Annotated in this window: 20 protein-coding genes and 2 pseudogenes; 13 read left to right on the top strand and 9 right to left on the bottom strand. The window is 42.2% G+C overall.

Going from position 1 to position 25,934, the window contains the following annotated elements; all coding sequences use genetic code 11:
- Position 1: 1 nt before the first annotated feature.
- Both AAEY99_RS13660 and AAEY99_RS13655 read right to left on the bottom strand, forming a co-directional pair.
- Positions 2-3,295 (bottom strand): nSTAND1 domain-containing NTPase, encoded by a 3,294-nt coding sequence (locus AAEY99_RS13660; RefSeq protein WP_192115659.1) that lies wholly within the window; start codon positions 3,293-3,295, stop codon positions 2-4.
- Positions 3,296-3,499: 204 nt separating this feature from the next.
- Positions 3,500-4,465 (bottom strand): 2-dehydropantoate 2-reductase, encoded by a 966-nt coding sequence (locus AAEY99_RS13655; protein WP_351010846.1) that lies wholly within the window; start codon positions 4,463-4,465, stop codon positions 3,500-3,502.
- A 131-nt stretch (positions 4,466-4,596) separates the two neighbouring features.
- Here AAEY99_RS13655 and AAEY99_RS13650 point away from each other — a divergent pair, with 131 nt between their 5' ends.
- Positions 4,597-5,910 (top strand): metal-dependent hydrolase family protein, encoded by a 1,314-nt coding sequence (locus AAEY99_RS13650; protein WP_351010845.1) that lies wholly within the window; start codon positions 4,597-4,599, stop codon positions 5,908-5,910.
- Positions 5,911-6,290: 380 nt separating this feature from the next.
- The gene (locus AAEY99_RS13645) at positions 6,291-7,256 is read left to right on the top strand and encodes a sensor domain-containing diguanylate cyclase (protein ID WP_351010843.1); all 966 of its coding nucleotides are present in this window, start codon (positions 6,291-6,293) and stop codon (positions 7,254-7,256) included.
- Between the two features lie 203 nt (positions 7,257-7,459).
- Here the strand turns inward: AAEY99_RS13645 and AAEY99_RS13640 are convergent, their stop codons facing one another.
- Positions 7,460-7,906, bottom strand: a complete 447-nt coding sequence (locus AAEY99_RS13640) for a MarR family winged helix-turn-helix transcriptional regulator (RefSeq protein ID WP_101085935.1) — start codon at positions 7,904-7,906, stop codon at positions 7,460-7,462.
- Between the two features lie 205 nt (positions 7,907-8,111).
- On the opposite strand from AAEY99_RS13640, the gene curA reads away from it, so the two are divergent.
- The 4 genes from curA to AAEY99_RS13620 all read left to right on the top strand — a co-directional run bounded on the left by curA (position 8,112) and on the right by AAEY99_RS13620 (position 11,436).
- A complete protein-coding gene (gene curA / locus AAEY99_RS13635; RefSeq protein ID WP_162022424.1) occupies positions 8,112-9,140 on the top strand; it encodes an NADPH-dependent curcumin/dihydrocurcumin reductase in 1,029 nt (342 codons plus the stop codon).
- Positions 9,141-9,183: 43 nt separating this feature from the next.
- Complete coding sequence (locus tag AAEY99_RS13630) at positions 9,184-9,861, top strand: type 1 glutamine amidotransferase domain-containing protein (RefSeq protein WP_194956143.1); 678 nt, start codon at positions 9,184-9,186, stop codon at positions 9,859-9,861.
- Between the two features lie 130 nt (positions 9,862-9,991).
- Positions 9,992-10,612 carry a glutathione S-transferase family protein gene (locus tag AAEY99_RS13625; protein ID WP_350995661.1) on the top strand — a complete coding sequence of 207 codons (621 nt, stop codon included), beginning with the start codon at positions 9,992-9,994 and terminating at the stop codon, positions 10,610-10,612.
- A 224-nt stretch (positions 10,613-10,836) separates the two neighbouring features.
- A complete protein-coding gene (locus tag AAEY99_RS13620) occupies positions 10,837-11,436 on the top strand; it encodes a hypothetical protein (protein WP_101085931.1) in 600 nt (199 codons plus the stop codon).
- On the opposite strand, the gene AAEY99_RS13615 is transcribed toward AAEY99_RS13620, so the two are convergent.
- The 3 genes and pseudogenes from AAEY99_RS13615 to AAEY99_RS13605 all read right to left on the bottom strand — a co-directional run.
- Positions 11,426-12,259: a TIGR03899 family protein gene (locus AAEY99_RS13615; protein WP_101085930.1), complete on the bottom strand. Its 834-nt coding sequence runs from the start codon at positions 12,257-12,259 to the stop codon at positions 11,426-11,428. The two genes, AAEY99_RS13620 and AAEY99_RS13615, sit on opposite strands and share 11 nt — an antisense overlap.
- Positions 12,260-12,325: 66 nt before the next feature.
- Positions 12,326-12,841 (bottom strand): annotated as a pseudogene (locus AAEY99_RS13610) (MFS transporter); the annotation flags it as partial.
- A gap of 93 nt (positions 12,842-12,934) precedes the next feature.
- Positions 12,935-13,511, bottom strand: a pseudogene (locus AAEY99_RS13605) (MFS transporter); the annotation flags it as partial.
- Positions 13,512-13,791: 280 nt separating this feature from the next.
- Here AAEY99_RS13605 and AAEY99_RS13600 point away from each other — a divergent pair.
- The 5 genes from AAEY99_RS13600 (at position 13,792) to AAEY99_RS13580 (ending at position 19,695) form a co-directional block, all read left to right on the top strand.
- Positions 13,792-15,195, top strand: coding sequence for a porin family protein (locus AAEY99_RS13600; RefSeq protein ID WP_192115667.1), 1,404 nt, complete (start codon positions 13,792-13,794; stop codon positions 15,193-15,195).
- Between the two features lie 56 nt (positions 15,196-15,251).
- Positions 15,252-16,415, top strand: a complete 1,164-nt coding sequence (locus tag AAEY99_RS13595; RefSeq protein ID WP_350995669.1) for an imelysin family protein — start codon at positions 15,252-15,254, stop codon at positions 16,413-16,415.
- 142 nt (positions 16,416-16,557) lie between these two features.
- Entirely contained in the window at positions 16,558-18,186 is a 1,629-nt protein-coding gene (locus AAEY99_RS13590; protein WP_351010841.1) for a di-heme oxidoredictase family protein, read from the top strand.
- A gap of 468 nt (positions 18,187-18,654) precedes the next feature.
- Entirely contained in the window at positions 18,655-19,176 is a 522-nt protein-coding gene (hemG, locus tag AAEY99_RS13585) for a menaquinone-dependent protoporphyrinogen IX dehydrogenase (RefSeq protein ID WP_351010839.1), read from the top strand.
- Positions 19,177-19,179: 3 nt separating this feature from the next.
- Positions 19,180-19,695 carry a cytochrome b/b6 domain-containing protein gene (locus AAEY99_RS13580; RefSeq protein WP_192115673.1) on the top strand — a complete coding sequence of 172 codons (516 nt, stop codon included), beginning with the start codon at positions 19,180-19,182 and terminating at the stop codon, positions 19,693-19,695.
- Positions 19,696-19,772: 77 nt separating this feature from the next.
- Here AAEY99_RS13580 and AAEY99_RS13575 read toward each other — a convergent pair whose 3' ends face one another.
- Positions 19,773-20,660 carry a LysR family transcriptional regulator gene (locus tag AAEY99_RS13575; RefSeq protein ID WP_192115675.1) on the bottom strand — a complete coding sequence of 296 codons (888 nt, stop codon included), beginning with the start codon at positions 20,658-20,660 and terminating at the stop codon, positions 19,773-19,775.
- Positions 20,661-20,804: 144 nt separating this feature from the next.
- Between AAEY99_RS13575 and AAEY99_RS13570 the strand changes: the two genes are divergently transcribed.
- The gene (locus tag AAEY99_RS13570) at positions 20,805-21,776 is read left to right on the top strand and encodes an aldo/keto reductase (protein WP_101085922.1); all 972 of its coding nucleotides are present in this window, start codon (positions 20,805-20,807) and stop codon (positions 21,774-21,776) included.
- A 234-nt stretch (positions 21,777-22,010) separates the two neighbouring features.
- Positions 22,011-23,810, top strand: coding sequence for an alpha-amylase family glycosyl hydrolase (locus tag AAEY99_RS13565; protein WP_351010836.1), 1,800 nt, complete (start codon positions 22,011-22,013; stop codon positions 23,808-23,810).
- Between the two features lie 56 nt (positions 23,811-23,866).
- On the opposite strand, the gene AAEY99_RS13560 is transcribed toward AAEY99_RS13565, so the two are convergent.
- Both AAEY99_RS13560 and AAEY99_RS13555 read right to left on the bottom strand, forming a co-directional pair.
- Positions 23,867-24,523: a thiol:disulfide interchange protein DsbA/DsbL gene (locus tag AAEY99_RS13560; RefSeq protein WP_101085920.1), complete on the bottom strand. Its 657-nt coding sequence runs from the start codon at positions 24,521-24,523 to the stop codon at positions 23,867-23,869.
- 579 nt (positions 24,524-25,102) lie between these two features.
- Positions 25,103-25,762 (bottom strand): DNA-J related domain-containing protein, encoded by a 660-nt coding sequence (locus AAEY99_RS13555; RefSeq protein ID WP_351010834.1) that lies wholly within the window; start codon positions 25,760-25,762, stop codon positions 25,103-25,105.
- Positions 25,763-25,934: the final 172 nt, after the last annotated feature.

The raw sequence follows: 25,934 nt of genomic DNA, 5'->3' as shown, positions 1-25,934 counted from the left end.
TTTAGGGTTTAGGGTTAAACTTATAATCTGTGATGGCCGATTGTTGTAGCTGTTGCACTAAGTCATCGTGTTGATCTAGCTCTCCTAGACAATCGAGGGCCTTCGCGTAGGGCATAGTAAATCTCGGTTCTTTATTTTTATCAATAATATCGGCCAATTGATTTTTAGTTTGCTGACATAGGGAGTTAACTTGCTTAGGTTGACCTAGGGATGTCAATAATGAAGCCGTTAACATATTGCTTTGGGCTAAACTCGCGACATAAAGTGAACTTTGGTTAAATTCAGTGATTAATTGCTTAAATGAGGTAATGGCTCGCTGTGCATATACTAAGCTTTCTGACAATAGTCCCTTAGAGGCCAAATAGTTGGCGGCAGCCAATTGATATGTTGCCCAAACCTCTATTTTTTGGGCTGATTTGTTTAAGGTAATATCTTTCTCGAGCATGGTTGCTAATGAGTCAAGACTCTGCCCCATAGTCTGTTCAATCGGCTCAGTACTATAAGCCAACATCTTTAGGTAGGCGTAATATTGCTGGATTTTCCAAACATCATTTTCAGGGTCTTGTTTAAGGGCATTGGTGATGGTCACTAAACTGAGTTGTGCTTTCTCAAAAGCTTGTTGCTGATGGTTTTGGTAGCTTAATAATCTAGCCAGTAACGCATAACTGCTTGATAATCGTTCCAGTAAGTAGGGCTGCTTTTCTAAGGAGTTATTGTTAAATTGTTGCTGAATTTGCTGATGGATTTTAATTGCCGTGCTGATATCACCTTGGTCACTGGCGGCACTGGCAAGCCATGAGCGAGTGTCTGCAATATCGGCTATTAGCTGGTTGTTGGTTTGGTCTTTATCCCACAGTTGTAGTTTAAGTTGTAATGATTGCTCAAATGCCTCACGGGCATCGGTAAAGTTTTGCTGCTTCATGTATATGGAGCCAAGAGAATTTTGCGCATAGGACAACTCCATTAGCGCATCGTTATCGTCTGGCGCGTATTGATACATGGTTTGGCTGTATGTTAAATACTGTTCGAACCAAGGCTGTGCCGCTGTCCAATCATTTTGATCGTATTCAAGCTGGCCGAGCCAAAAAGCATTGGCACCTAAGGTTTTGAGTAAACTGAGGTGTTGAGGTTGCATTTCGAGTAACGGCAGCATGCGCTCACGGGCGGCGATTAAGGCGCTGTGGGCCTCGTCGATATTGCCGCGAGAATAGGCCACTTCGCCCATGGCCTCTAAGGTTTGGCTGTGTTGAAAGCGCGCTTCAAAGCTTAAATAGCTGGCATCGTCGGCAGAAAAGTCGCTGAAATATTCCAATGCCTTGTTACTGATCCCATCGAGCAAGTCCATGCGGCCAATGCCGCGCATTTTGTCGGCGAACTCACCGACCATAAAACCAAGTAAGTTTTCTGCCGCAAGGCGTTTTTGTTGTGCCTGGGTTTCGGCCTCAATGCTGCGAATACTCATGGCGACCGAAATGAGTGTCAGTGCCACAAGGGCTAGCATGACTGCACGGCGGCGCCAGCGGCCGATGTTGGCTTGTTTGGTTGAGGCTTGAATGAGTGCCAGTTCTTGAGGCTCTAAACTAAACAATTGGTTATCGAGCAATGTGCTTGCTTCTACTAATGGTTTGCCTTCTGCCAGTAAATAAGCATTACTCTTTGACTCGGCCAGCCAGCGGTTAGATTGATGCTGTAAACGGCTTTTAATGGCTAAACTGTCCTTGTGCTCGGTTATCCATTGGGTGGCGCGGGGCCAGCGCCTTAATAGCGCTTCGTGAGCAATACTAAAGCAGGGTTGATCTTGTTGCAGATGCGAAACAAACAAACGGTTATCAACCATGGCTTTGACGAGGTTTATTTCGGCATCACTACTGAGATCGCTCCAGCGGGCGGTGCTGCTGGTGATTGATTTTTCATCTTCGGTTAGGGTGACTAACATCGACAGTATTTTAGGCAGTGCGGCGCGTTCGCTGTTGTTTAATTGGTTGAGCACTTCTTCGGCATTTTTACCGATGGCGCCTTCAATCCCCCCAAGCGAATGGTATACCGACACCAATAATTGGTTGTTGTCATCTTTGTGCAAATACAGTGATTGCAAGGTGTATTGCAACATGGGCAGAGCATCGGGGTTTGAGGCGGCTTCACTGCAAAGTATTTCGTCCAACGGCATTGCCGTATCGGGATCGAGTGTCCATGTGAGGTTAGCTGCATTGGCCGGCAAGCGGATCATTTGCATCAGCTCTGATCGGGTTGGCGCCGATAAATCGAAATGTGAGCCATTAGCTTTGCCTGCCATTAGGCTTGGGTGGCTAACAACCTGAGGGTAAAAGTCATTGCGGCAAGCACTAATTATTAATACTGCCCCTGAAACCGCAAGGGTTTCGAGGATATCTAATACATTGTTGCGTTCGGATTCGGTAAATAATGGCGACGCTAATAAGATTTCTAAACGGTCGATAAACAATGAAAAATGGGGCCGACTGTATTTTGGGGCATTGTCATCATTGATTGATGAGTATTTGGCTAAAGCTAGCTGACAATATTCAATAACGGCGTTGATGTCGTTTTGCAGTTTGTTTGCCAGCATATCGGCACTACAGTCGGTAAACACCGCTTGGTCTTTGATTTCCCAGTCGAGCATCGCACTGGCGATATCGATAATTAAGCGTCCTTTAGTGACATCGGCTAAATCTAGGTTAGCATTATCGATTACGCCAACCCCGTTAAAGCCATTTTTGGACATTAAATTAGGCATGATGCCGGCATTAATTAACGATGATTTACCTGTACCGCTGGGGCCGAGGATTAAGCAAAAGGCACGGCCAAATTCAACTTGTTTTGTGATGCGATTTAATAAAGTGTCAACTTGCTCACTTCGGCCAAAAAATACATTGGAGTCGTTGGTGTCAAATGCACGTAAGCCTGGAAACGGCGAGGCGCCTTGCCATTGTTGGGTAGTGACTTTGGCATGATGACCAATAGGGAATTCAACACTGGCGATGGTGCGATAACCGCGTTTGCGGATGGTTTCTATGTACTGCGGATTAGATGCTTGATCGCCTAATGCTTTACGCAGCTGGGTAATGACTTTATGCAGCGGATTATCGCCAATGGCGATGCTGTTCCAGCAGTGGTTAATAATATCGTCTGCTGCTAGCACTTCCCCTTGGTGTTGGCACAGTAAACGCAACACATCCATGGCTTTGGGTTCAAGACTGCGAATAACATCGCCAGACTGAATGCTATTGCTGTGTGGATTAATTTGCCAATCGCCAAAAAAGAAAGTGCTGTCGTTCATCTGTAATTAATTTCCGATTGGTTAATCGCGTTAAGTTATAAGCAATAAAGATTACGTCACGATGACTCTTATTGAGAGTCATCTTTAGGCGTACTACTTCTGCTTGTTTGATTGTATCGTGCGACTACGTCAATTGTATTTTTTTGCAATATTTTACAATAGATTTACTTTTTTCTCGACAACGATATCGCGTACGGCATTTGGTTAATGTCGTTGTTCTAGCTGCTTTATTTGTTCTACTATCGCTTGATTCACCGGTGTTTTTATACCGTATTTTTTCCCAATGCTGACCACCGCGCCATTGATGTAATCGACTTCTGTTTTTCGTTTCGCTTGAATGTCTTCCCACATTGATGATCGTGCTTTGGGATCGATGTCGAGCATCTGTTTAGCGACCAGATTAAACAACCCATTTGGCAACGATAAAATGGTGGGTAACCAGGTGGGTTTGACCTTGGTGTATTGATGCAATGTAATGTTTGCCGCTTCGCATACTGCTAGCCATTCTTTCATTGCTTTGGCTAAAACTCGGCGATTTTTGTAGTCACTTAATTGCTGTTTAATCGGTAAATCGGTGACCGCATTTAATGCATTATTGAGATTTAATAATAATTTACCGTAAATCATTGGGGTAAAGTCTGCTTCAATGTCGCAACCAAATCCGTGGTTAACCAGTGCGGATTGAATTGCGATGGTATGAGGGTTTTCTTGTAAGGTAAACACCCCCTCTGTGCCTTTATGAAATACGCCATTGGGCAGTTGCAGCACATTAAATGGCGTGATCCCTTGCAGTAAGCGGTAATGATCGAGCGAGTCTTTAATGCTGTCAAAACTGCCTAAGCCATTTTGCATAAATATAATGCTGCTGTTGTCGTGAGTAATCGCCATTAATTGATTGGCAATACTGCTAACTTGATGACATTTTAAGGTGACAAATACTACATCAAATTTGCCATTGATTGATGATTCTTGGTCGATATCGGTGATCAACGCTTGCGGCATAATCGTTTGTTTTAAGCCGTTATAATCGGTCAAGGTAATGCCGTTATTAGCAATGATTTTTTGCTTAATTGCTGGGCGACAAATTAAGCTGACTTGTAACCCCGAAATACATAACTGACCCGCTAAATAACAGCCTGTTGAACCCGCGCCAAAAATTGCAATATTCATTTTTTATTCATTCACTGTTTGTTAATGACGAAACGATTTTTCTAATACAATATTTTACTCTCTTGTAACATAACAGCATTTTTGGCAGTGTAGAAACTTAACCTCTTTCTCGTTATCAACAGTGAGCGTCTATGAATAATAATACTATTACCACAATGGCCTTAGCGGTGTTCGGATTAACGATGGCATCGACGGTGGTTGAGGCTGCCGATATTAACGTTATTTATGCTGGCACATTATTAACTACGCCAGGCGAGTCACCTTTAACTCAGCAAACTGTGGTGATAAAAGATGGGGTAATCACTTCTATCACTTCAGGTTATCAGTCTGCACCGGTGGTGGACGAGCATGACAATGTTGAGATGATTGATTTAAAAAATAGCTTTGTTATGCCTGGCATGATGGATATGCATGTTCATTTACAAGGCGAGTTAGGGCCGAATAATGATCGTGACGCTTTGCGAATGTCGGATGCTGACGTGGCAATGCGCAGTGCTTATTTTGCTAAAAAGACCTTATTAGCAGGCTTTACTACGGTGCGAGACTTAGGCGCGAAACCGGAACAGATTTATGCCTTACGCGACGGCATTAATAAAGGCTGGATTGATGGCCCGAGAATTATTGCATCTGGTGGCGTGTCGGTTACCGGAGGCCATGGTGATGTTGACGGTATGAGTCCTGATTTACTTGATAAGTTTACCTCTAAAACCATTTGTGACGGACCTTATGATTGCCGCCGCGCGACTCGTCGGGCAATTAAGTTTGGCGCTGATGTGATTAAAATTACCTCTACCGGAGGGGTGTTATCGGACACTAACACTGGTACGGGTCAGCAAATGGATGATGATGAGCTTAAAGAGGTGATTGATACCGCGCATGCTTTAGGCCGTAAGGTGGCCAGCCATGCCCATGCTGCTCAAGGAATTAATGCGGCGTTGCGCGCTGGAGTCGACAGTATTGAGCATGGCAGTTACGCCGATAAAGAAAGTATTAAATTAATGAAGAAAAGCGGCGCGTTTTTAGTGCCAACATTGTTGGCGGGCGACACGGTAGTCAAAATGGCCAATACCGCAGGGGCTGACTTTATGTCGCCTGCCATAAAAGCCAAGGCAATACGTGTTGGTGGCGACATGATGCAAAACTTTAGTGCGGCTTATAAAGCAGGAGTTAATATTGCTTATGGCACCGACAGTGGGGTGTCACATCATGGTGATAATGCTAAAGAAGCAGTATTGATGAGCAAAGCGGGTATGAGTAATGAGAATATTATAATCAGTGCGACGGTTAATTCGGCAAAACTGATTGATATGTCAGATAAACTTGGCACTTTGGAGGTTGGCAAATATGCCGACATCATCGCAACGCATAAAAGTCCTCTTGAGCAAATTGAAGCGTTATTAGATGTGTCATTTGTGATGAAGAGCGGAGTTATTTATAAGCGTTAATGTTATTTATTATTGTAGGTCAGTAGTATCGACAATAACTAACCTTAACGCTTGTTTTGTTTTGAGTTGAGGTTAGTTAGCAAAACAGTAGACAGTTTAATCACCGTTTATTAGCGGGAGCTAAGGTTAACTTGACTTGAGCCTCAATATTGTCGATTTCAGCCCGATAATTAGAATCTATATTGTGATATTTCAATAATATGCAGCGTACTTCAAAATTGAATCTTGCATTCATTATTTGATTGTCACAATAGATCTTTTTATACTTGCCCATATTTACATACGGTATGGTTAACTGTATGTAATAAGAGTATATTGCTCGGTCGGCGTCATCAACATCAATGGCGTATATGGATATAGATGGTAGCTAAGGAATGCTCATGTCGCTTGAAATCGTTGGATTATTAATTTTCATTTTATTGTTAGCTATCGCTTTGTTGCTGTTTGTGAACTTAAACCGATACCGTCAGCAGCAAACTAAAAAGATGATGTTAGATACCTATGAGCTTATCCTTGATCAAGTTGATGCTTATATTTATTTAAAAGACACTCAATGCAAATATGTTTATGCGAATCAACTGACGCTAGATTACTTTGGCGTGACGCTTGAAAAGCTAAAGGGCACTTCCGATAGCGATTACTTTCCCGCGAATGTTGTAGATATGTTGCACGTGAATGACACTAAAGTGCTTAATTCTCAAAGCAAACTATCTGACGATATTATTGTTGATACCCCAGCCTCGCTAATTGTATATCACGAAGTTAAACAACCCTTATATAACCACAAAGGCACATTAATTGGCCTTATTGGTATTTCTACCGATATTACTGCTGCTTATCATTTACGTTCAAAATTAGAGCGGCTTGCTAATACCGATCCGTTAACGGGTTTGTTTAATCGTCGTTCATTTACGTCTTTTTGCGAACATGAGTTTTTTCGTGCTACTCGCTATTTTCAACCATTCTCGTTAATGATCATTGATATTGATTTATTCAAAAATGTGAATGATACCTATGGCCATTTAGTGGGTGATGAAGTGATTAAGCGCGTTGCCAATATATGCAATGAACATATTAGGGAGGCCGATGTATTGGCTCGAATTGGCGGTGAAGAGTTTGCTATTTTATTACCCGATACTGATATTGACTCTGCTTATATCTTGGCTGAACGGTTAAGAGAAGCTCAACAACAGTACGACGAACAAAAAGCTCCTTCGATAACCATTAGTATTGGCGTTGCAACCTTACGTTCTCAGGATAAAGCATTTTTAGAGATATTTAAGCGGGCAGATAAAGCGTTGTACTCATCAAAAAATATCGGTCGCAATAGTGTCAATGTCGCGTAATGGCAAGTGCTTGATAACCATTTCAGTCAGATGGCAAAGTGGGATTTCATCGCGTTTTATTCTCTTCAAACAATGCGGCGGCATCACGTAATCGTTTATAGACCTTAAAAATTGTTAATTTAAGTTGCGCGCAATTAGTTATCGTGATTATCATATAGCTAAGCAAAACAAATTAAACTCAAAATTTTGAGTCATTTTGTGCGTTAGAACTCAATATGACTAGGCAGTTTTAGCCTAAATTGATCCAGCTGTCGTTTTAGATCGGTGATTTCAGACATTTCGATACCGCATTGTTCAAGAATACATAGGTGGATTTGTTCTGCTTGGGGCTGCAGTTGATGACCTTTTTCAGTTAATTGCATGCACAAGGTCCGTTCATCTAAGGGCTCGCGAATGCGCTTTAGCAGGCCATCAGTTTCGAGACGTTTTATGACCGGTGTTAATGCACCCGATTGCTGCCCGAGTTTGCTGGCCAAGGTTTTTAAACTTAGACCATCTTGCTCCCAGAGGACTAACATCGCCAAATATTGAGTGTAAGTTAGCCCAATAGAGTCTAGTAACGGTTTGTACAGTTGGGTAATAGCCAATGACGTTGAATAAACAGCAAAACACAACTGATTTTCGAGTAATAGATGTTTGTTTTTATTCATATCAATCGCTTAGCTCGCAAAGTTGTTGATCATATTTGAATTGATCAACTTAAGTAAAAAGATCGTATTATTTGGCCTCGGTTGTTTATTGTACCAGTGTTTGGTTGATATCAGTATTACAGCGGTAATCAACTTTTAACAACCGAGGTCATATTGTCTTCTCAAGTACCACTTTATGGTGCTTATGTTATTTAAAGGACACAAGATGAACACTCAAAATCGTCGTATAGTACTTGCCAGCCGTCCACAAGGTGAGCCAGTGGCTAATAATTTCCGTTTAGAAACCGTCAACAAACCTGTACCAGCAGAAGGTGAGGTGTTATTGCGCGCGGTGTATTTATCGCTTGATCCTTACATGCGTGGCCGTATGAATGACGCCAAATCATATGCAGATCCAGTAGCAATTGACGATGTGATGGTGGGCGCTGCGGTATCACAAGTGGAAGAGTCTAATCATCCTGATTATAAAGTGGGTGAGTGGGTGTTAGCGTTTGGTGGTTGGCAAGATTATTTAGTCTCTAATGGTGAAGGACTGATGAAATTGGGCGATAACCCAAGCCATCCTTCTTATGCGTTGGGTATTATGGGCATGCCAGGCTTTACTGCGTATATGGGGCTATTAGACATTGGCGCGCCTAAAGCGGGCGAAACCGTTGTGGTTGCCGCAGCTACTGGGCCTGTTGGCGCAACGGTTGGCCAAATTGCTAAGTTGAAAGGCTGTCGAGTTGTTGGTATCGCCGGTGGCGCAGAAAAATGTCGCTACGCAAAAGAAGTATTAGGCTTTGATGAATGTATTGACCATAAAGCGGCTGATTTTGCGCAGCAACTGACAGCCCATTGTGATAACGGCATTGATGTGTATTTTGAAAACGTTGGCGGCAAGGTGTTTGATGCGGTAATGCCATTACTCAACACTGGTGCTCGAGTGCCAGTGTGTGGCTTAATTTCTCAGTACAACGCAACTTCATTACCCGAGGGACCTGATCGTTTGTCATTACTGATGGGCACATTGCTGGTTAAGCGCATTAAGATGCAAGGCTTTATTATTTTTGACGATTATGGCGACCGCTATCCAGAGTTTGCCAAAGATATGGGCCAATGGCTTGGTGAAGGTAAGATTCAATATCGTGAACAAATTGTCGATGGTCTTGAAAATATGACTACAGCCTTTATCGGGCTATTAAAAGGCGAAAACTTCGGCAAGGTTGTCATTAAAGTAAACAATCCTCTGTAATCTAAGTGATTACAACTAAACATACAGTATTTAAGGAATCACTATGAAAGTATTAATGGTATTAACTTCGCACGATAAATTAGGCGACACTGGCGAGAAAACCGGTTTTTGGTTAGAAGAATTAGCGGCTCCATACTACGCATTTACCGATAAAGGTGTTGAGGTAGTGCTAACATCTCCTAAAGGTGGTTTACCGCCATTGGATCCTACAAGTGATAAAGTTGATTTTCAAACTGACTCTACGCGTCGTTTTACTGCCGATACTAAAGCGCAAGCATTACTAGCCAATACACTCACATTGGCATCAATTGACGTAGCAGATTATGACGCGGTATTTTATCCAGGCGGTCATGGTCCATTATGGGATTTAACCAATGACAAAGACTCTATTGCATTAATTGAACAGTGCTACAAAACAGATAAACTTTTAGGTTTAGTATGTCACGCACCGGCTGCACTTAAGTACCCTAAAAAGCCAGACGGAACGCCACTCGTTGCCGGTAAAAATGTCACTGGTTTTACTAATGGTGAAGAAGAAGCTGTACAGTTAACTAACGTTGTACCGTTTTTAGTTGAAGATATGCTGCAGCAAAATGGCGCGACTTATTCTAAGGGTGACGACTGGCATCCATATGCAGTAGTTGACGGTAAACTCGTTACCGGTCAGAACCCTGCATCGTCTGAATTAGTGGCAGAGAAAATGTTAGCTTTACTAAGCTAATCTGCTGTTTAGTTTAGTGGTTACAGTTAACTGTAACTCGAAATAACAGAATACGTAGATTGATAGAAGCAAACCCAGTGAGTTGTTCATTGGGTTTATTTTTTATCACTAACAATACAAGGATGGCTTAATGATTAAACTACATCATTTAAATAAATCACGTTCAAAACGCATTATTTGGTTATTAGAAGAATTGGGAGTGGACTATGAGCTGGTTGCTTATCAGCGTGATACAACCACATTTTTAGCGCCAGAGTCGTTAAAAGCGGTTCATCCATTAGGTAAATCACCAGTATTAGAAGCGAGCGGTTATACCATTGCTGAGTCGGGCGCGATTACCGAGTATTTAATTCATACCTATGGCGCTGATAAACTGATGCCAGCACTCGGCACAGCAGATTATATCGATTACTTACAATGGATGCATTTTGCTGAAAGCTCAGCTGCTTTGCCACTATTGCTGAAAATTTTTGTTAAAATGGATGGCGCAGAAACCCGTTTTATCGGTGGATATGCCGATGCAGAAACGGCAAAAGTCATCAGCTATGTTAACGACCGCTTAGAAGGTAAGTCATATTTAGTCGGTAACCGTCTTAGCGGTGCAGATATTATGATGTCGTTTATTGCAGAGCTTGTTGGCCAAAACGGTGAGTTTGACAAGTATCCTAATATTGCTAAGTACTATCAACAACTAATGAGCCATGCATCGTTTAAAAAAGCGATGCAAATAGAAGCTGAACACGATCGATAATGATTAGATTGTATCGGCACTAAAAAGACGAACTGAGTTCGTCTTTTTTCATTTAAGTGTGAGTACTGTTCATTCGCATCGGCTTATCCTTTATGATGTTTTTTACGTTGTTCGGTAAGTCTGATACATTATAAGTAGTGGCATCCTTTGGTTAAAGTTTGTTCGTTATCATACTAAGGTGTTAGTATGGTGATCGTGTTTTTGTGTAAAAAAAAGGCTAGATTATGTCGACTTTATCTGATGAAGAGCTCGCTTATTTTAGCGGTGTATTTTCGCCGGAAGATGACAGTACCGATAATGCTTTATCGAGACATTCATTAAGTGTTGCGACTGAAATACCGCAAGTGCTTGCTCATATTTTAGGGAATGCCAAATTAACTCTATTAGCTGAAATTAGTTATTACCGTTTATGGTTTCCATTAACCTTAAAGCAAGATGAGCTTGGGCAATTTTTGCCGGAGTTGGGTATTCCTGAAGTGATTGATATGCGCGGCGGTGAACGTAGCTGGCGGCTCAATAATGTCAAAAATATAAAAGTCATTGATAACGATACGGCTAAATTTGTTGAGGTACTCTCTTTATCGAGTTCAGGCATGACCATTAAAGTGCCGCAAGAACTTAACGATAAAGTGCCACGCTTAACACAGCTAATTTTACCTAATGGTGTGCATCTGGATATGGTGTTTGAACCGGTACGAACTGAAAATGGGGTCATGGCAGCAAAAATTAGTGCTGAAGGTGAATCCCGTGAAATACTGCGTCAATTTTTGTTTAGCGAACATAAGGCTAAGTATTCGCACCTTTACAAAAATATTAACCGCTAACCATAAAATCTTTGGCTAACATGGTTTTAACGGCATTGATAAATTCATCATCACTTTTTGCCTGAATTAATTGGCACAACTCATCACCTACAGTGGTAAATCGATAATACGTAAATAATAAGTGCTGATGCTTAGGTTTGAGCGACAAAGTGGCATTACACATAGTTAACTGAATATGTTCACTACTGCTTAATAGTCCGGTTTCAAACTCGCTTTTATGTAAAATTCCCGCATCGACTAAGGTAAGAATACTCGAATAAGGTAAGCCGAATTGGGACAGGCCGAAGTTAGTGTGAGTATGCTTACGAAAATATTGTTTCATCCCACCATTAATACGATAACTACTGAGTAATTTAAATCTGGGCTCGGTATTAATTTTAACTGACATGCCTAAGGCTTTTTCAAATATCAGTGCTTCTCGAAACGTCAGTTGCAGTAATACCGCTAAAGTTCTAAGGCTAAAGTTACCTGGGTTAACGACTTCACTGGCTAAAATTCTGGCCCACAAATCCTGCATTTTACGGTTATGAATTTGTTCAGCCATTTGAAAAAATTGATAGCGCCAATCAGGATCTAATTCGACTCCTGTTACATCGGATGGGGTGTAATTGAGTGCTAAGGCAAAAATGCTTTCAAGGTTGGTCTGATGCTGGCTGAGTTGCTTGCGTTGACGGTGCTCAGCACGCTCGGCAACGGAGGCTGTTGAAGGGCGATAATCTTCCTCGCTCGCTAAGCCGATAATGCGCCCGAGTAATAAGGTTTTTTTGCGTGCGGACACTTGAGTATTGTCATCTTGTGTTGCCGTCACATCAATATCAGTCATCATTAACTCCCTTTATGCATTACACTTTCGCCATGTTTGTATGGTATGACATCTGTGCTAAATCTTTTAGTGTTTTGTCATTAACGGTGACCATAAGGCTTCTTTACCAGGCTCCGGATGACGCGGCACATTGAATGCTAGTGCGAGTGAGCATACGGCAAACCCAGTGCCTATGAAGAATACTGCTTTAGGCGAACTGAGCCATAAAATGCCTAATAAAACAGGGATAATTACCGCGGCAATATGGTTAATGGTAAAGCTGACCGACATGGTTGAAGCAATATCTTGTTTATCGGCAATTTTTTGAAAATAGGTTTTCATCGCAATCGCCATAGCAAAAAGCAGGTGATCAATCACATACAATCCAGCCGCAATATTGGCATCGCTGACATAAGCGTAACTACTGAAAATAATCACTAAGCCAACGTATTCGATAATTAACGCGTTACGTTCCCCCATTTTGCCAATAAAGCGGCCAATGGTGGGGGCAAAGAGTAAGTTAACGACATAATTGATTAAGAATAACGCGGTAATTTCAGACACCGAGTAGCCAAATTTTTCAACCATCATGAAGCCAGCAAATTATCTTTATACTTAATTTAGTAAAGGATGGTCTCTATAGTCAATCACCTGATAATAATAGTGGTTATACTAGTTTTATCCTTTACTAAGTAAGTTTTTATCCGTAGCGTTTTCGAAGTATTAAGTGTTTGTGCTGAATGGAGCCAATGGCAAAACGAGGAAAATACACTGCCATAATGAACACCATGACTAATCCACATCCGCCAATAATGCTATACATCCAGATGTAATCTAGACTCAGCCAGCTCATTATTAACCAAATTGACCCATAGCCGACAAGTGCTGCAGCGGAGCGCCACGCTAACGCTTTGCCCATAAAGCCAGGTGCATCGGCTTTATCTACCCACTGTAACGTAAGTGATTGATTTATTGTCTAAAAATAATGAAATCCAATCGACATGAGTATCGTTGTTAAATACAACCCGATGACATCAGGAAACCAGCCGGTAATTCCCACTCCAATGCACAATAGTGCCAAGGATGATAAGGCAAAAGTTTGCTCTTTGATCAGCAGCAATACAAACACTGCGGTAAAAGCTAAAAATCCAGGTACCTCTCTTAAACTCTGCAGTAATCCAATCTCAGCACCAGTAAATGCGGCACGTTCAATAACAAAGTTATTTAACAAAGCCTGCCAAACTGCAAACACCATGGACATTACAAAGGTCATCCATAGCAGCAAATGTTGTGGGTTCGTGCGCTCAATACGGGCCGATTTACCACTAAAGAGGGCAGTATTACTGATGTTTGACATTGAAAGTACTCGGTTTATAGGAGGTTTTTTGATTGTTGTTTTCCATAGTGACATAAAACAGTTTGTTAAGTGAAATGTAATTTAGTGTAAATAAAATTGATAATCTTAATGTAAATTATAATGCGAATGGTTATCGTTTGATGTATGGTTGTTGCGTTTTTTGAGGGAGTATTAACGTGACGTGTCGGAGAAACAGATGAATAAAAAGTTGACCTTGTTGGCAGTATCTGTGGCAAGTGTATTGGGTTTGAGTGGGATGCCTAATGCTCAAGCTGCAACGAATACCGAAACATTAGCCAAAGCCATTGCCAAGCAAGAAGCTGAAATTACGATATTGAAACAGCAGCTTGCTACATTAGCAGCCGAACAAAAACAACAACAGCAGCAAAACAAACAAGTGGCGACTCAAGTTGACACTGTGGTGCAACAGGCCACTAAAGCGCAAGACCGATTGAGCCGTTTTAGCTTTAACTCATATGGCAGCGCTGTTTACACCAGTGATGAATATTTCGATAACGTACAAGATACATCCGCAGAGCGACGTAGTCGTACTGATTTAGAGCGGATTGTGACCGAGTTTGGTTATCAGTTCACTGATGATTGGAGTATGGAAGTTGAAATTGAATATGAGCATGGTGGCACTGGCACCTCACTAGAATATGACGGCTTTGATGAATTTGGTGAGTTTGAATCCGAAGTTGAAGCGGGTGGCGAAGTGGTGGTTGAAAAAGCGGAAATTCGTTACCGTCCATCAAAAGCCTTTGGGGTGAAATTCGGTAACATTCACTTGCCTATTGGCTTATCGAGCATGTTACACAAACCTAATCAATATCTTACAGTGCAACGTCACAAGAGTGAAGCTGCGATGATGCCAACCGTTTGGAACGAAAATGGTATTGGTGTTTACGGAGAGGTTGCCGATTTTCATTATCAGGCACAAGTTGTCAGTGGGTTAAACTCTGAGTATTTTCGCACTTATGATTGGGTGGCATCAGGGCATCAAAAACGCTTTGAAGAGGTGAATGCTGACGACTTGGCATTTGCTGGCCGTATTGATTATGGCAATTTCAAAACCGGCAGTGCAGTCGGCGTGGCTTATTACTACGGTAATACCAGTGGTAATCGCCATAAGAGTAACAAACTCGATGTTGATGGTGCTCTTAGCATTGTGTCTGTTGCCGGAGCCTTTGTTGAAGGTCCATGGATCCTCCGCGGTCAATATTTATATGGCTCGTTAGACAATGCTGACGCTATTACCCAAGCTAATAAAACCACCCCAGGTTTACGTCCAGGTAATTTTGCCCAACTGGGTTCAGAGTCGCAGTCGTTCTTTGTTGAGGCGGGCGTCAAACTTGATGAATGGTTTGATATTCCGATGACCGTGTTTGCCAATATCGATTATTCCAATCCACTTATGGCCGTTGAAACGGGCACCGCAACCAAGCGTTATGAAAATACTTGGAGCAGCGTGGGTATTAACTATTTCCCGATACCTGAAATTGTGATTAAAGCCGAAGGTGGTCTTCATCAAGTGGCTGTTGCCAGTATTCCTGACACCAATTTCTTTGCTTTAGGTGTGGGATATCAGTTCTCGCTATAAGCAAATTTAATTTTTCGACCTATTTTTTGATCTGTTTTTTTACATGGAGTTTTATTATGCGTTTTAACTACACTGCAATCTCACTAGCACTCGTGGCAACATTATCCGCGTGTGGCGGTTCAGGCTCGGATGACACTAGCACCCCGACAACCCCAACTACACCTACAACCGGTTTTAGTTTTGTCGCGACAGAAATGATCACTAACTTAACCGATGAGGTGATTGTGGCTGGTTATGCTGATTTAGCGGCAAAAGGGGATGCCTTATTATTGGCAACCCAAACCTTACTTACCTCAACGGTACAAGCAGATTTAGTGGCTGCACAAAATGCGTGGAAGTCGGCTCGTCAACCTTGGGAGCAAGGGGAGTCGCATATCTTTGGCCCAGTCGACTCATTGAGTATCGACCCGCATTTAGACAGCTGGCCGTTAAACACCACTGACTTACAAACCCAGTTAGCCAACAGTAATGGTTTTGATGCCGACACCATTAAAGGTTGGAATGATGATGTTCAAGGTTTTCATACCATGGAATATCTGTTGTTTGGCGATGGTGTTAATAGCAACACAAAGTTGATTGCAGATCTTAGCACCAAAGAACGTGAGTATTTAATCGCCTTAGCGGAAGTGTTCCGCGATTACACCGCGCAATTAGACGATGCTTGGCAAGTGAGCCATAACCCACAAGATACTAACGCCAAACCTTATGCCGAGTTGCTTAAAACTCCTGGCGATGCCACTAACACTATTTACTCTTCTCAGTTGGCGGTTATTGAAGAATTGATCAACGGCATGATTGGTATTGTCGATGAAGTGGGTAACGGTAAAATTGCCGACCCATTCGGAGAGTCATTAACCACGGCAGACACCTCTAAGGTGGAGTCGCAGTATTCGTGGAACTCACTAACCGACTTTTCAAATAACATCATTGGTGTACGTAACGTTTATCAAGGTGAGTTTACGGGTGGTGCCGATAAGCAAGGTTTAATTGATTTTGTAACAGCAGCTGATGCGACTTTAGCTACGCGTGTCGCCAGCGAAATTGATGATGCCATTTTAAAAATTCAAGCCATTTCGGGTAGCACTAGCATGCCGTTCCGCCAAGCGATTCTCGATGCTGATGGCCGAGCTAGAACCCAGGTCGCCGTGGATGCATTAACAAAGTTACAAGCGACGCTGCAGTCAGATGTGCTGCCTTTATTATCTGATTGGAACTCATAATTTAGCTGTTACCCTCCCAATAAGGCCATGGAACGACCTTATTGGGAGGGTAAGTGTGACCAAAAAAATAGAGACTCAACTCATAACAAGGTCGCATTACTGCCAAATAAACTCAATTTTAGTGTGAATGTGTGAGACAAAGATGAACAAATTATTACGACAACCATATTGGTTTGTAGCATTACTGGGGCTTAGCCTAAGTGCTTGTGGTGGCAGCGGCGATGATGAAATCTCGCCAGACCCCATTGATCCGGTAGTGACTTATCCTAGCTATACCTCAATTGTTGCTTTAGGCGGTGACACCACAACATTCGATGCCAGTAACTCTGGCCATGGCTTTTCAACGCCATCGTTAAATTTAACGGCAGATGAACTCGCATTACATTTACAAGGTGATACCAACTTTGAAGTTTCGTTTACTACAGCGCCGAATGATCAACACCCTGAGCTTGATGGTTTAGGCCCAGTATTTAATAACGCTGACTGTAATTCTTGCCATCAACGCGATGGTCGAAATTCCACTCCCTTTTTGGCCGCAGATGAAACTCGGGTAAAACTGGGTTCGGCAGCGGGTATTTTCTTACGTATCAGCAAAGCTCCCGCTGAGCCTTGTAGTGTAGGAACTGCAGATAATAATTACTGTGCGCCGATTAAAGTGCCAGATTTTGGTGACCAGCTATTTCATCGCGGAGTGTTAAAAGCGCGCCCTGATTGGCAAGACAATGCATTTGTTGGTCAAGCAGATGTGTATTTGTCTTATGAGCGACATGATGAAGTGTATGCCGATGGACGCACCATTAGTTTGAAGAAGCCTATTTTCGCGGTCGAAAATCCATATGATGCACCAGGCGAAACCAAACAAAGTGCCAATGTAACTTCAAATCTATTACAAGATGATGTGTTAATGGGTTGGCGTAACGGCATGCCTGTGTTTGGTTTAGGGTTGCTAGAAGCAATACCTGAGGCAAGCATTCTCGCCAATGTTGATGCTGATGACAGTAACAAAGATGATATTTCTGGACGGGCTAATTGGGTATTTGATGCCATAAAAGCACAAAATGGTGACAGTACACCCGTGTCTTTAGGTCGCTTTGGTTGGAAAGCGAATACTCCAAGTGTGCGAGTACAATCATTAGGTGCATTACGTGGCGACATTGGTATTACTAACCCGTTATTTCCTGATGAAAGTATTGTTGGCACCAGCTTACATGATTCATATTTAACACGAACTGGGTTTGTTGATACTGGTGAAGATGTTAATGGTGCGCCTGAGGCGAGCGCAGAGTTCAGTGATTCTGTGGTATTTTATGCCGAAACATTAGCGGTGCCAGCCAGACGTAACGTTGATAAAACGGCAGTGCGCGAAGGTGCTCGGTTATTTGAACAACTCAATTGCAGCAGTTGTCATACGCCGTCGTTTGTGACCAAAACTTCAGGTGATATTGGCGGATTACCGATGAGCGACAGCTTAAAAGGCCAAACTATTTATCCCTTTAGTGACCTGTTGCTGCACGATATGGGTGAAGGATTGGCAGATGGTCGTCCAGACTTTTTAGCCGACGGTAACGAATGGCGTACTCGACCATTGTGGGGCATAGGCTTAACTCAAACGGTTAATCCCCAAGCCGGATTTTTACATGACGGCCGTGCACCAACCTTGGAAGAAGCCATTTTGTGGCATGACGGAGAATCTAAAACGTCTAAGCAAGACTTTATGGCCTTAACGCAAGCAGAGCGTGATCAAGTTATCGCCTTTTTACAGTCGTTATAAATTGCTGTAGAGCTCAAATACCTTAGGGTCTGTAGATCTTTCAAGGGTTTTTTGCAGCGAATTTTTTGGTCATTACTTAAACATGAGCTACAAGGCAGAGGCTTTGTAGTGTAGTTATTCTACATTAAGAGCTGATAACGCAGTAGAAATGACCAACAAACGCTGCCCGAAGGGTTCGGCTAAAAACGTTTTACTCTTTGTTGAGCGAATTTTGCTTAGATTGCTAGGCAGCAATCCACTCGCCTCGATTAAAATGTTTTTATCTCGAACGAAATTTAACCAGCAAAGTTCAGCAGACCCTAGACATTTATGCCTAGGGTATTTTTTTGCGCGGCAGTTCACATTGCATTACGGTAGTTCATATTGAGGTAATTGTGGATGATGATGACGTGATCTGTTTCATGTAAATTTTCGCGCCAGTGGTCTAAGATACTGTATTACTTTTAAATGATTTCATTCGAGGTCAGCATGAGCCAAATTTTACTGATCCATTCAAGTGTCCATGGTTACACTCAAAAAATATGTGAATATTTACAGCGTCAACTGGTTGAGCAAGGCGAGCTGGTCACGGTCGTATCCTTAGCGGAAGCTCCCGATTTAGCCCTATTTGATAAAGTGTACATTGGCGCCAGTATTCGTCATGGCAAACATCGCCCAGCCCTGTATCAATTTATTGAAAATCATCGAGCGGAATTGGACAGCAAACCCAGTGGTTTTTTCTCGGTGAGTTTAGTGGCGCGCAAACCCAATAAAAACACGCCGAAAACTAACAGCTATATGCAACAGTTTTTAAGTCAAAGCCCTTGGCAGCCAAGGTTATTACAGGTGTTTGGCGGTAATTTAGATTACCAAGGTTATGGTGCCATGGACCGGAATATTATTCGGTTTATTATGTGGCTAACCAAAGGGCCGACAGACCCTAATACCAAAGTTGAGTTTACCGATTGGCAAAAAGTTGATGAGTTTGCTCAGCAAATAATAGAGGCATAATTAATGGTACTAAAGCCGTTATGGCAGCGTATTGAAGCAGTATTGCATCCATTGATGATATTGATGTCGTTGTTATTAATTTGCACCAGCCCATGGATATTAATTGGACGTCAATTAAGTCCTCGCGCCAGTGTTTGGGATGTATTTCATGTTTATGGTGGCTTGTTTACCACATTGTTAGCATTGATGTTTACTTATAAAGTGTGTGCGGCCGGGCAGTGGCGGCAGTTTTTTCCTTGGCTTACCTTTGAGTTAACGCCATTGCTTGCAGATGTGCGAGGGTTAGTGCACGGTCAATTGCCACATTCTGGTGGTAAAGGTTTAATCAGTGTCATTGAAGGCATTGGGGTTATTTTGTTACTGCTGGTGGTGTGCAGCGGAGCCGGTTGGTACATAGCAGATCCTAGTAATGCTTTAGCATGGCGCGGTTATCATATTGTGTTTGCTAAGGGTTTTATTGGCTTTATTGTGGTTCATTGTTTATTGGCTCTTTTACATCTTCGCGATTTTTTTAATTAACTGTGCCTGAGTCGCTGGCAAACCGGCATTGTCATCAGCATTGTCACCAGAAGAATGGCTTAGTTCAAATCGACTCATTATTGGGTATTCAATTGCTGAAACCAATTTAACGTAAACTGAATAAAATTGCTTAGCCTTGCGGATTGTTGTACCAACTGTGGGTGAATTAAATAAGTGGTCGATGCGTTCATGGTTTCTGTGGTTAAGATGGGTTGTAATGTGCCTGCTTGTATTTCTTTATCGACTAAATACTCTGGCCCGACAATAATTCCTCGACCCAATAATGCCAGCTGTTTAAGCATATGATTATCGTTAACACTCAAGCAGCTATTGATTAAAATCGGCTGAGCATTGAAGGTCCAGTGAGTTTGTTCTGTTGCTGTTAGGCATAGGTGATGTTGCAAATCCTCAATCGAATCAGGTGTCCCATGTTGTTGAAGATACGCTGGGGCCGCACAACAGATTTGCTGATAATCAAATAGCTTTTTAGCGACCATGTTTTGCGGTGGTGTTGCGGTAGCCCTAAATGCGAGATCAAAATCGTTACGGGTTAAGTCGTGCAGGGTATAGCTGCAATCAATACTAAAATGTACCTGCGGATGCAATTGCGTAAACTCATGGCAAATATTAAGCAAATGGCGTTGAGTGAGTTGGCTGGGCGCTGTAATGCGGATCCGCCCTGAGATATCGTCGTTGTCGTGACGAATTCTTTTGTCTAGCATGAGTAAGTCGGCTTTCACTTGTCCCATGCTCGATAAAATCATCTCACCTTGAGGGGTTAGCCTTACACTGCGTGTTGTACGTATGAGTAATGGTCGGCCTACTTCTTTTTCGAGCTGCCTAATCTGTTCAGATAAATATCCTCTCGATATCCCTAACGAGGCCGCCGCTTCGGTAAAGCTAAGTTGTTTGGCGACTTCGCTGAATAAGAATAATCGCTCAAATTTTTTGTGTTCACGGCTCATGATTATAACCATCAATAATATTTTATAGAGAACTGTAATCTGTTATTGGTAGATATACCAAATAATGATTTTGCTTTTTACGGTTCATTTTTATGCAGGATCCAATACACTCATATTCATTACCATTATAAAAAGAGCATCAATATGACGGGTTTACCCTTAACTGAATTTTTACCAAACGTTAGCCCTATTGTTTATGGCTGTATGGGACTGGGTGGCGGTTGGAATAATAATGCGATTACTCAAGCGGATATTCAGCAAGCCCATAAGGTCATTGATACTGCGCTGGATAACCAAATAAACTATTTTGATCACGCAGACATTTATACTTTTGGCAAAGCAGAGTCCGTTTTTGGCAAGATATTAGCTCAGCGCCCTGAGTTGCGTGAAAAAATATACCTGCAAACCAAGTGCGGTATTCGATTTGAAGACAGCAAGGGCCCTAAGCGTTACGACTTATCAGCAGAGTGGATTAAGTATTCTGTTGATAACAGCCTCAAGCAACTCAATGCCGAATACCTTGATGTATTAGTGCTTCATCGCCCAGACCCGTTAATGCGACCAGCAGAAATTGCCGAAACGTTTCAACAGCTAAAGTCTGCTGGTAAGGTACGCTTTCTGGGTGTTTCGAATATGCAGCAACATCAAATTAGCGCGCTGCAGCGTATGCTTGGTGAGCCATTAGTGGTAAACCAAATTGAAATGAGTTTGCAAAAACACGCATGGGTAGACGAAACCATTTATGCGGGTAATCAAGACGGCAAAGACATCAACTTTACCCCTGGTACGTTAGAGTACTGCAATCAACATAATATACAAATTCAGGCGTGGGGCAGCTTATGTCAAGGGATTTACAGTGGCATAGCAACAGCGGAGCAGTCGACAGCCGTGCAGCAAACCAGCCAGCTTGTTGCTACGTTAGCCGCTGAATATCACACTAGCCCAGAAGCCGTGTTATTAAGTTGGTTAATGCAGCATCCTAGCCAAATTCAACCTGTTATTGGCACCACCAACCTTGAGCGTATTAAGGCTTGTGCAAAAGCCACTAACGTCTCGTTAAGTCGCGAGCACTGGTATGCATTGTATGTAAGCGCTAAAGGACATGAGTTACCTTAATCATCACTACAGCATGTTTGAGCAATACCCGAGCATTTCTCGATGCCATTCAATTAAAGGATTCTAAGACAATATGAACAAGACAACATGGGCACTATTGAGTGCAGCATTGGTGTTGGTATGCATTGTATGTCAGCGCTAAAGGACATGAGTTACCTTAATCATTACTACAGCATGTTTGAGCAATACCCGAGCATTTCTCCATGCCATTCAATTAAAGGATTCTAAGACAATATGAACAAGACAACATGGGCACTATTGAGTGCAGCATTGGTGTTAAGTGGATGTCAGCAAGCAGAAACAGAAGTGGTCGCGTCGGCGGTTCAGCCTTTGCCACAACCAAGCGTACAAGCTGATATATACCAAGATTACTTACATCGTGATGTTCGGGACGATATTTTCTATTTTGTATTACCAGACCGTTTTTATAACGGCGATAGCAGTAATGATAACGGCTCAATCTCTAAACCAATTTCAGCGGGTGGTTTTGATACTAGCAGCAGTCGCGGTTTTCATGGCGGTGATATTTTAGGCATTGAACAAAAGTTAGATTATCTCCAAAACCTTGGTATTACCGCGATTTGGATGACGCCATTATTGCGAAATAAGGCCATTCAATCAGATGGCATTGCGCATCATGGTTATTGGATTGTCGACTTTACCGAAATAGACCCGCATTTTGGATCTAACGCAGACTTAAAACAGCTAATAGACTCGGCACATCAACGCGGTATAAAAGTCTTTTTTGATATTATTACTAACCACACGGCCGATGTCATCAAGTACCAAGAGTGTCATCAAGCGTCGGGAGAGTTTATTGCGCCGCAAACCCATTGCGAATACAAGTCGTTAGCTCAAGTTGAAAAGGGCGACAGTTACACGCCGTTTGTGCCGCAAGATCAAGCGAGTGTAAAAGTGCCTGATTGGTTAAATGACCCGCGTTTTTATCACAACCAAGGTGATAGCACATTCAAAGGTGAGAGCTCATTAAATGGCGACTTTAGTGGCTTAGATGATCTTAATACCGCAGATCCTCAAGTGGTATCTGGCATGGTTGATATTTACCAACATCTGATTAAAGAATTTAAGCCAGATGGATTTAGGATCGACACGGTTAAACATGTGGACTTGTCATTTTGGCAAACGTTTAGCCCTGAAATCGTTAACTTTGCCAAGGCGCAAGGCATTCCTCAGTTTCATGTGTTTGGTGAAGTGTATGATACCAACCCTAACAACCTCAGCGTTTTTACTACCCAAGGCAAGTTACCTTCGGTATTGGACTTTGCGTTTCAACAAACTGCGGCAGATATTTTTTATCGCGGCAAGAGTCCTGTATTAGCCCAGCAATTATTTGCCCAAGATTCGTTATATCAAGATGACGACAGCCAGGCTGATTTATTGATGACTTTTTTAGGTAATCATGACATGGGCCGCACAGGCTATTTTATCAATCAAGCCAATCCTGATGTAAGCTCAGCCGATAAACTGCAACGCAGTATTTTGTCGCATGCGTTTATGTTTTTATCTCGCGGTATTCCAGTGATTTATTATGGTGATGAGCAAGGGTTTACGGGTGATGGTAATGACATTGACGCACGAGAGGATATGTTTGTATCTCACGTTGCTAGCTACAATGACAACATTTTACTGGGCACAAAAGCGACGACCGCAGACGATAACTTTGACTCTAAGCACCCTTTGTATCAAGCAATAGCGCAACTGAGTGAACTGCGTAAGCAATATCCTATTTTGCGTCGTGGTCAATATCAAGACCGCTTTTACCAAGCAGACAAAGATATGTTTGCATTTGCTCGGGTAGACCCTGAAACAGGGGCAGAGTTTTTGATGGTGTTTAATAGCGGTGAGCAAGCGCAGACGATTAATGTCACCCAAGAGGGCAAGCGTTATCGCTTAATGACCACATGGCCAGATGTTGTAGTGCCACCAATTGAAGATGCCGCACAGGCCGTATCAGCAGAGTTAACGGTGACCTTACCGCGATTAAGTTATGCAATTTATACCACAGCGAGTTAAGCAATAGAGATAAAAAATGGCTATCCATTGGATAGCCATTTTTGTATTGGTTAGCACTACTGCTTTAATGCTAAGTAGTTAATGACCCCAATGATATCGTCCAAGCTACGCATTTCATTTAAATTGATAGCGTATTTATCGTTAACAATAAATGCCGGTACACTTTGTACTGCATACGACACTTGCTGTTGACGCCACATGGTTAACTTTTTATTGGTGTCTGCACTGTCTGCTACCGTGTCATATTGCTCTGCATCGACACCAAACTCAGCAAAAACATTTTTAATATCATCACGGTTATTAATTTGTGATTGGTGTTCATGTCCAGCTGCAGCGTGGTCGTGACCGCCGGTATTATCTTTGCCTTGGATCGCGCCAAACATGGCTATTTTTAACGCTTCTTTATTATCTAGTTCATGAATAACCGCTAATGCGCGCATGACTTCAGTGCCCAAGTCGCTATTCATAAAGTCGACATGTTTACTGTCGAAAGCGATTTTTTTGTCTAAACCCGCCTTGATTTCAGGCAAGTACTGGCTTTCCATATTGAAACAGTTATGGCAATAGAACGAGAAGAATTCAGTGACTTTAGGTTCACTCGGAACCATGTTGTTAGAAATCTGGGTATAGTGCTTACCCTCAACAAATGGCGTAGCAAATGTGCTAAACGAGGCGGTGATGAGCGTTAGTACTATGGCAAAATATTTAATCATGTAAACCTCAAATCTATGTTAATAGCGAATCAATGTTAATAGCGAATCAATATAAGTAGTAAATCGATGTTAGTAGTAAATAGTCACTAGGATTCGATTAATCTGCTTGAGCTAATTAGGGTAAGTTTGTTAGCTGAATTATGGCTTAAATCATCAATCAAAAAGACGCTAATTTCGTGATCGATGCGTGCTTTATGAGGATAATCCTTTAATAAAGTTCAGATATTGCTGTGAGGTTAATGATCTGTGCCAATGTCACTATTGCGTGGTCATGAGCGGTTCATTGTTGATGGGTTATGTGGCAAGGCCGATATGGCATGCTGAATTAGCAGGGATAATATAGAAGGATGAATGTAGAACAGTAATCTAAATGCTGACAACGATAATGGCTGTGGATGAAGAGTGGTCATAAGCGGTTCATTGTTGTTGGGTTATGTGGCAAGGCCGATATGGCATGCTGAATTAGCAGGGCTGATGTGGAAGGATGAATGTAGAACAGTCACCCTGAACATTTTAGTGCTGACAACGATAACGGCTGTGGATGAAGAGTGTTCAACCACGGTAGTTTACCGATCAACGCTAATCTCTGAGTGTTTGCCATGCTTCGCACACTTCTCGAAAGCGTTCAGCATTACCTTGTTCACGATCGGGATGCCATTTTAATGCTAACTTACGCCATTGCTTGCGAATGTCTTTATTGGTTGCGGTTTCATCAAGTTCAAACACTTTTAACGCATGACCTTTGTGCATCAACTGTGTGTTAACGCCAATATACTCTTGAAAGCTAGACCAGAATGACTCAAGCATTTCCCGTACAACGTTTACGCTGGAATCATAATTGTTCCAATCGAGATAATAGTCACGTAATGCACCATCGCGAATATGTTGTATATCAGCACTGGCTGGAATGATCCGAAATATTTGGATTTCCATCGCCTTCACTTGCAACCACTGCTTGGGTATCAGTATGTCTTGTAATTCATACAAGGCGTTCATCAGGAGAAAATTGCGTTTGAATAGGTCTTTTTCGGGTAATGGGTCAAGGTTATGCATTAAACCTTTAGTTTGTAATTCACTGGCTAAATGATGCACTTTCCAACTTTGATTTGATGATTGCAATAAACTCAGCACAGGCCATATGAGCGGGTTGTCACCTTTGGGCACATTGAGTTCGTTGCTGTCCGTGGTGTTTGCCAGTCCAGTACCGTCAGTATTGTGTAAGGTTTTATTGAGCAGCATAGTGGCGTATTCATCCTGAATTGGCGATTAATCTACTTGTCATTAAAACCCACTATGCCATAGTCGTTTTTAATGACAAGTAGATTTATCTCCACCAATAAGCCTATTTGGCCACTCAGCGAATACGTTAACTTGATAGTATGTTTACTGATGATAGATTGGTTCCGCGTGA

The organism is Shewanella sp. S1-58-MNA-CIBAN-0166 (assembly GCF_040310085.1).
Lineage (GTDB): Bacteria > Pseudomonadota > Gammaproteobacteria > Enterobacterales > Shewanellaceae > Shewanella.
The sequence above is the reverse complement of the archived record's forward strand: the minus strand, read 5'-3'. Positions and strand labels throughout refer to the sequence as shown.

Bases quoted from the DNA above. Each gene is read 5' to 3' on its own strand.
- AAEY99_RS13660 (WP_192115659.1), bottom strand. From the start codon at position 3,295: ATGAACGACAGCACTTTCTTTTTTGGCGATTGGCAAATTAATCCACAC.
- AAEY99_RS13655 (WP_351010846.1), bottom strand. From the start codon at position 4,465: ATGAATATTGCAATTTTTGGCGCGGGTTCAACAGGCTGTTATTTAGCG.
- AAEY99_RS13650 (WP_351010845.1), top strand. From the start codon at position 4,597: ATGAATAATAATACTATTACCACAATGGCCTTAGCGGTGTTCGGATTA.
- AAEY99_RS13645 (WP_351010843.1), top strand. From the start codon at position 6,291: ATGTCGCTTGAAATCGTTGGATTATTAATTTTCATTTTATTGTTAGCT.
- AAEY99_RS13640 (WP_101085935.1), bottom strand. From the start codon at position 7,906: ATGAATAAAAACAAACATCTATTACTCGAAAATCAGTTGTGTTTTGCT.
- curA (WP_162022424.1), top strand. From the start codon at position 8,112: ATGAACACTCAAAATCGTCGTATAGTACTTGCCAGCCGTCCACAAGGT.
- AAEY99_RS13630 (WP_194956143.1), top strand. From the start codon at position 9,184: ATGAAAGTATTAATGGTATTAACTTCGCACGATAAATTAGGCGACACT.
- AAEY99_RS13625 (WP_350995661.1), top strand. From the start codon at position 9,992: ATGATTAAACTACATCATTTAAATAAATCACGTTCAAAACGCATTATT.
- AAEY99_RS13620 (WP_101085931.1), top strand. From the start codon at position 10,837: ATGTCGACTTTATCTGATGAAGAGCTCGCTTATTTTAGCGGTGTATTT.
- AAEY99_RS13615 (WP_101085930.1), bottom strand. From the start codon at position 12,259: ATGACTGATATTGATGTGACGGCAACACAAGATGACAATACTCAAGTG.
- AAEY99_RS13600 (WP_192115667.1), top strand. From the start codon at position 13,792: ATGAATAAAAAGTTGACCTTGTTGGCAGTATCTGTGGCAAGTGTATTG.
- AAEY99_RS13595 (WP_350995669.1), top strand. From the start codon at position 15,252: ATGCGTTTTAACTACACTGCAATCTCACTAGCACTCGTGGCAACATTA.
- AAEY99_RS13590 (WP_351010841.1), top strand. From the start codon at position 16,558: ATGAACAAATTATTACGACAACCATATTGGTTTGTAGCATTACTGGGG.
- hemG (WP_351010839.1), top strand. From the start codon at position 18,655: ATGAGCCAAATTTTACTGATCCATTCAAGTGTCCATGGTTACACTCAA.
- AAEY99_RS13580 (WP_192115673.1), top strand. From the start codon at position 19,180: ATGGTACTAAAGCCGTTATGGCAGCGTATTGAAGCAGTATTGCATCCA.
- AAEY99_RS13575 (WP_192115675.1), bottom strand. From the start codon at position 20,660: ATGAGCCGTGAACACAAAAAATTTGAGCGATTATTCTTATTCAGCGAA.
- AAEY99_RS13570 (WP_101085922.1), top strand. From the start codon at position 20,805: ATGACGGGTTTACCCTTAACTGAATTTTTACCAAACGTTAGCCCTATT.
- AAEY99_RS13565 (WP_351010836.1), top strand. From the start codon at position 22,011: ATGAACAAGACAACATGGGCACTATTGAGTGCAGCATTGGTGTTAAGT.
- AAEY99_RS13560 (WP_101085920.1), bottom strand. From the start codon at position 24,523: ATGATTAAATATTTTGCCATAGTACTAACGCTCATCACCGCCTCGTTT.
- AAEY99_RS13555 (WP_351010834.1), bottom strand. From the start codon at position 25,762: ATGCTGCTCAATAAAACCTTACACAATACTGACGGTACTGGACTGGCA.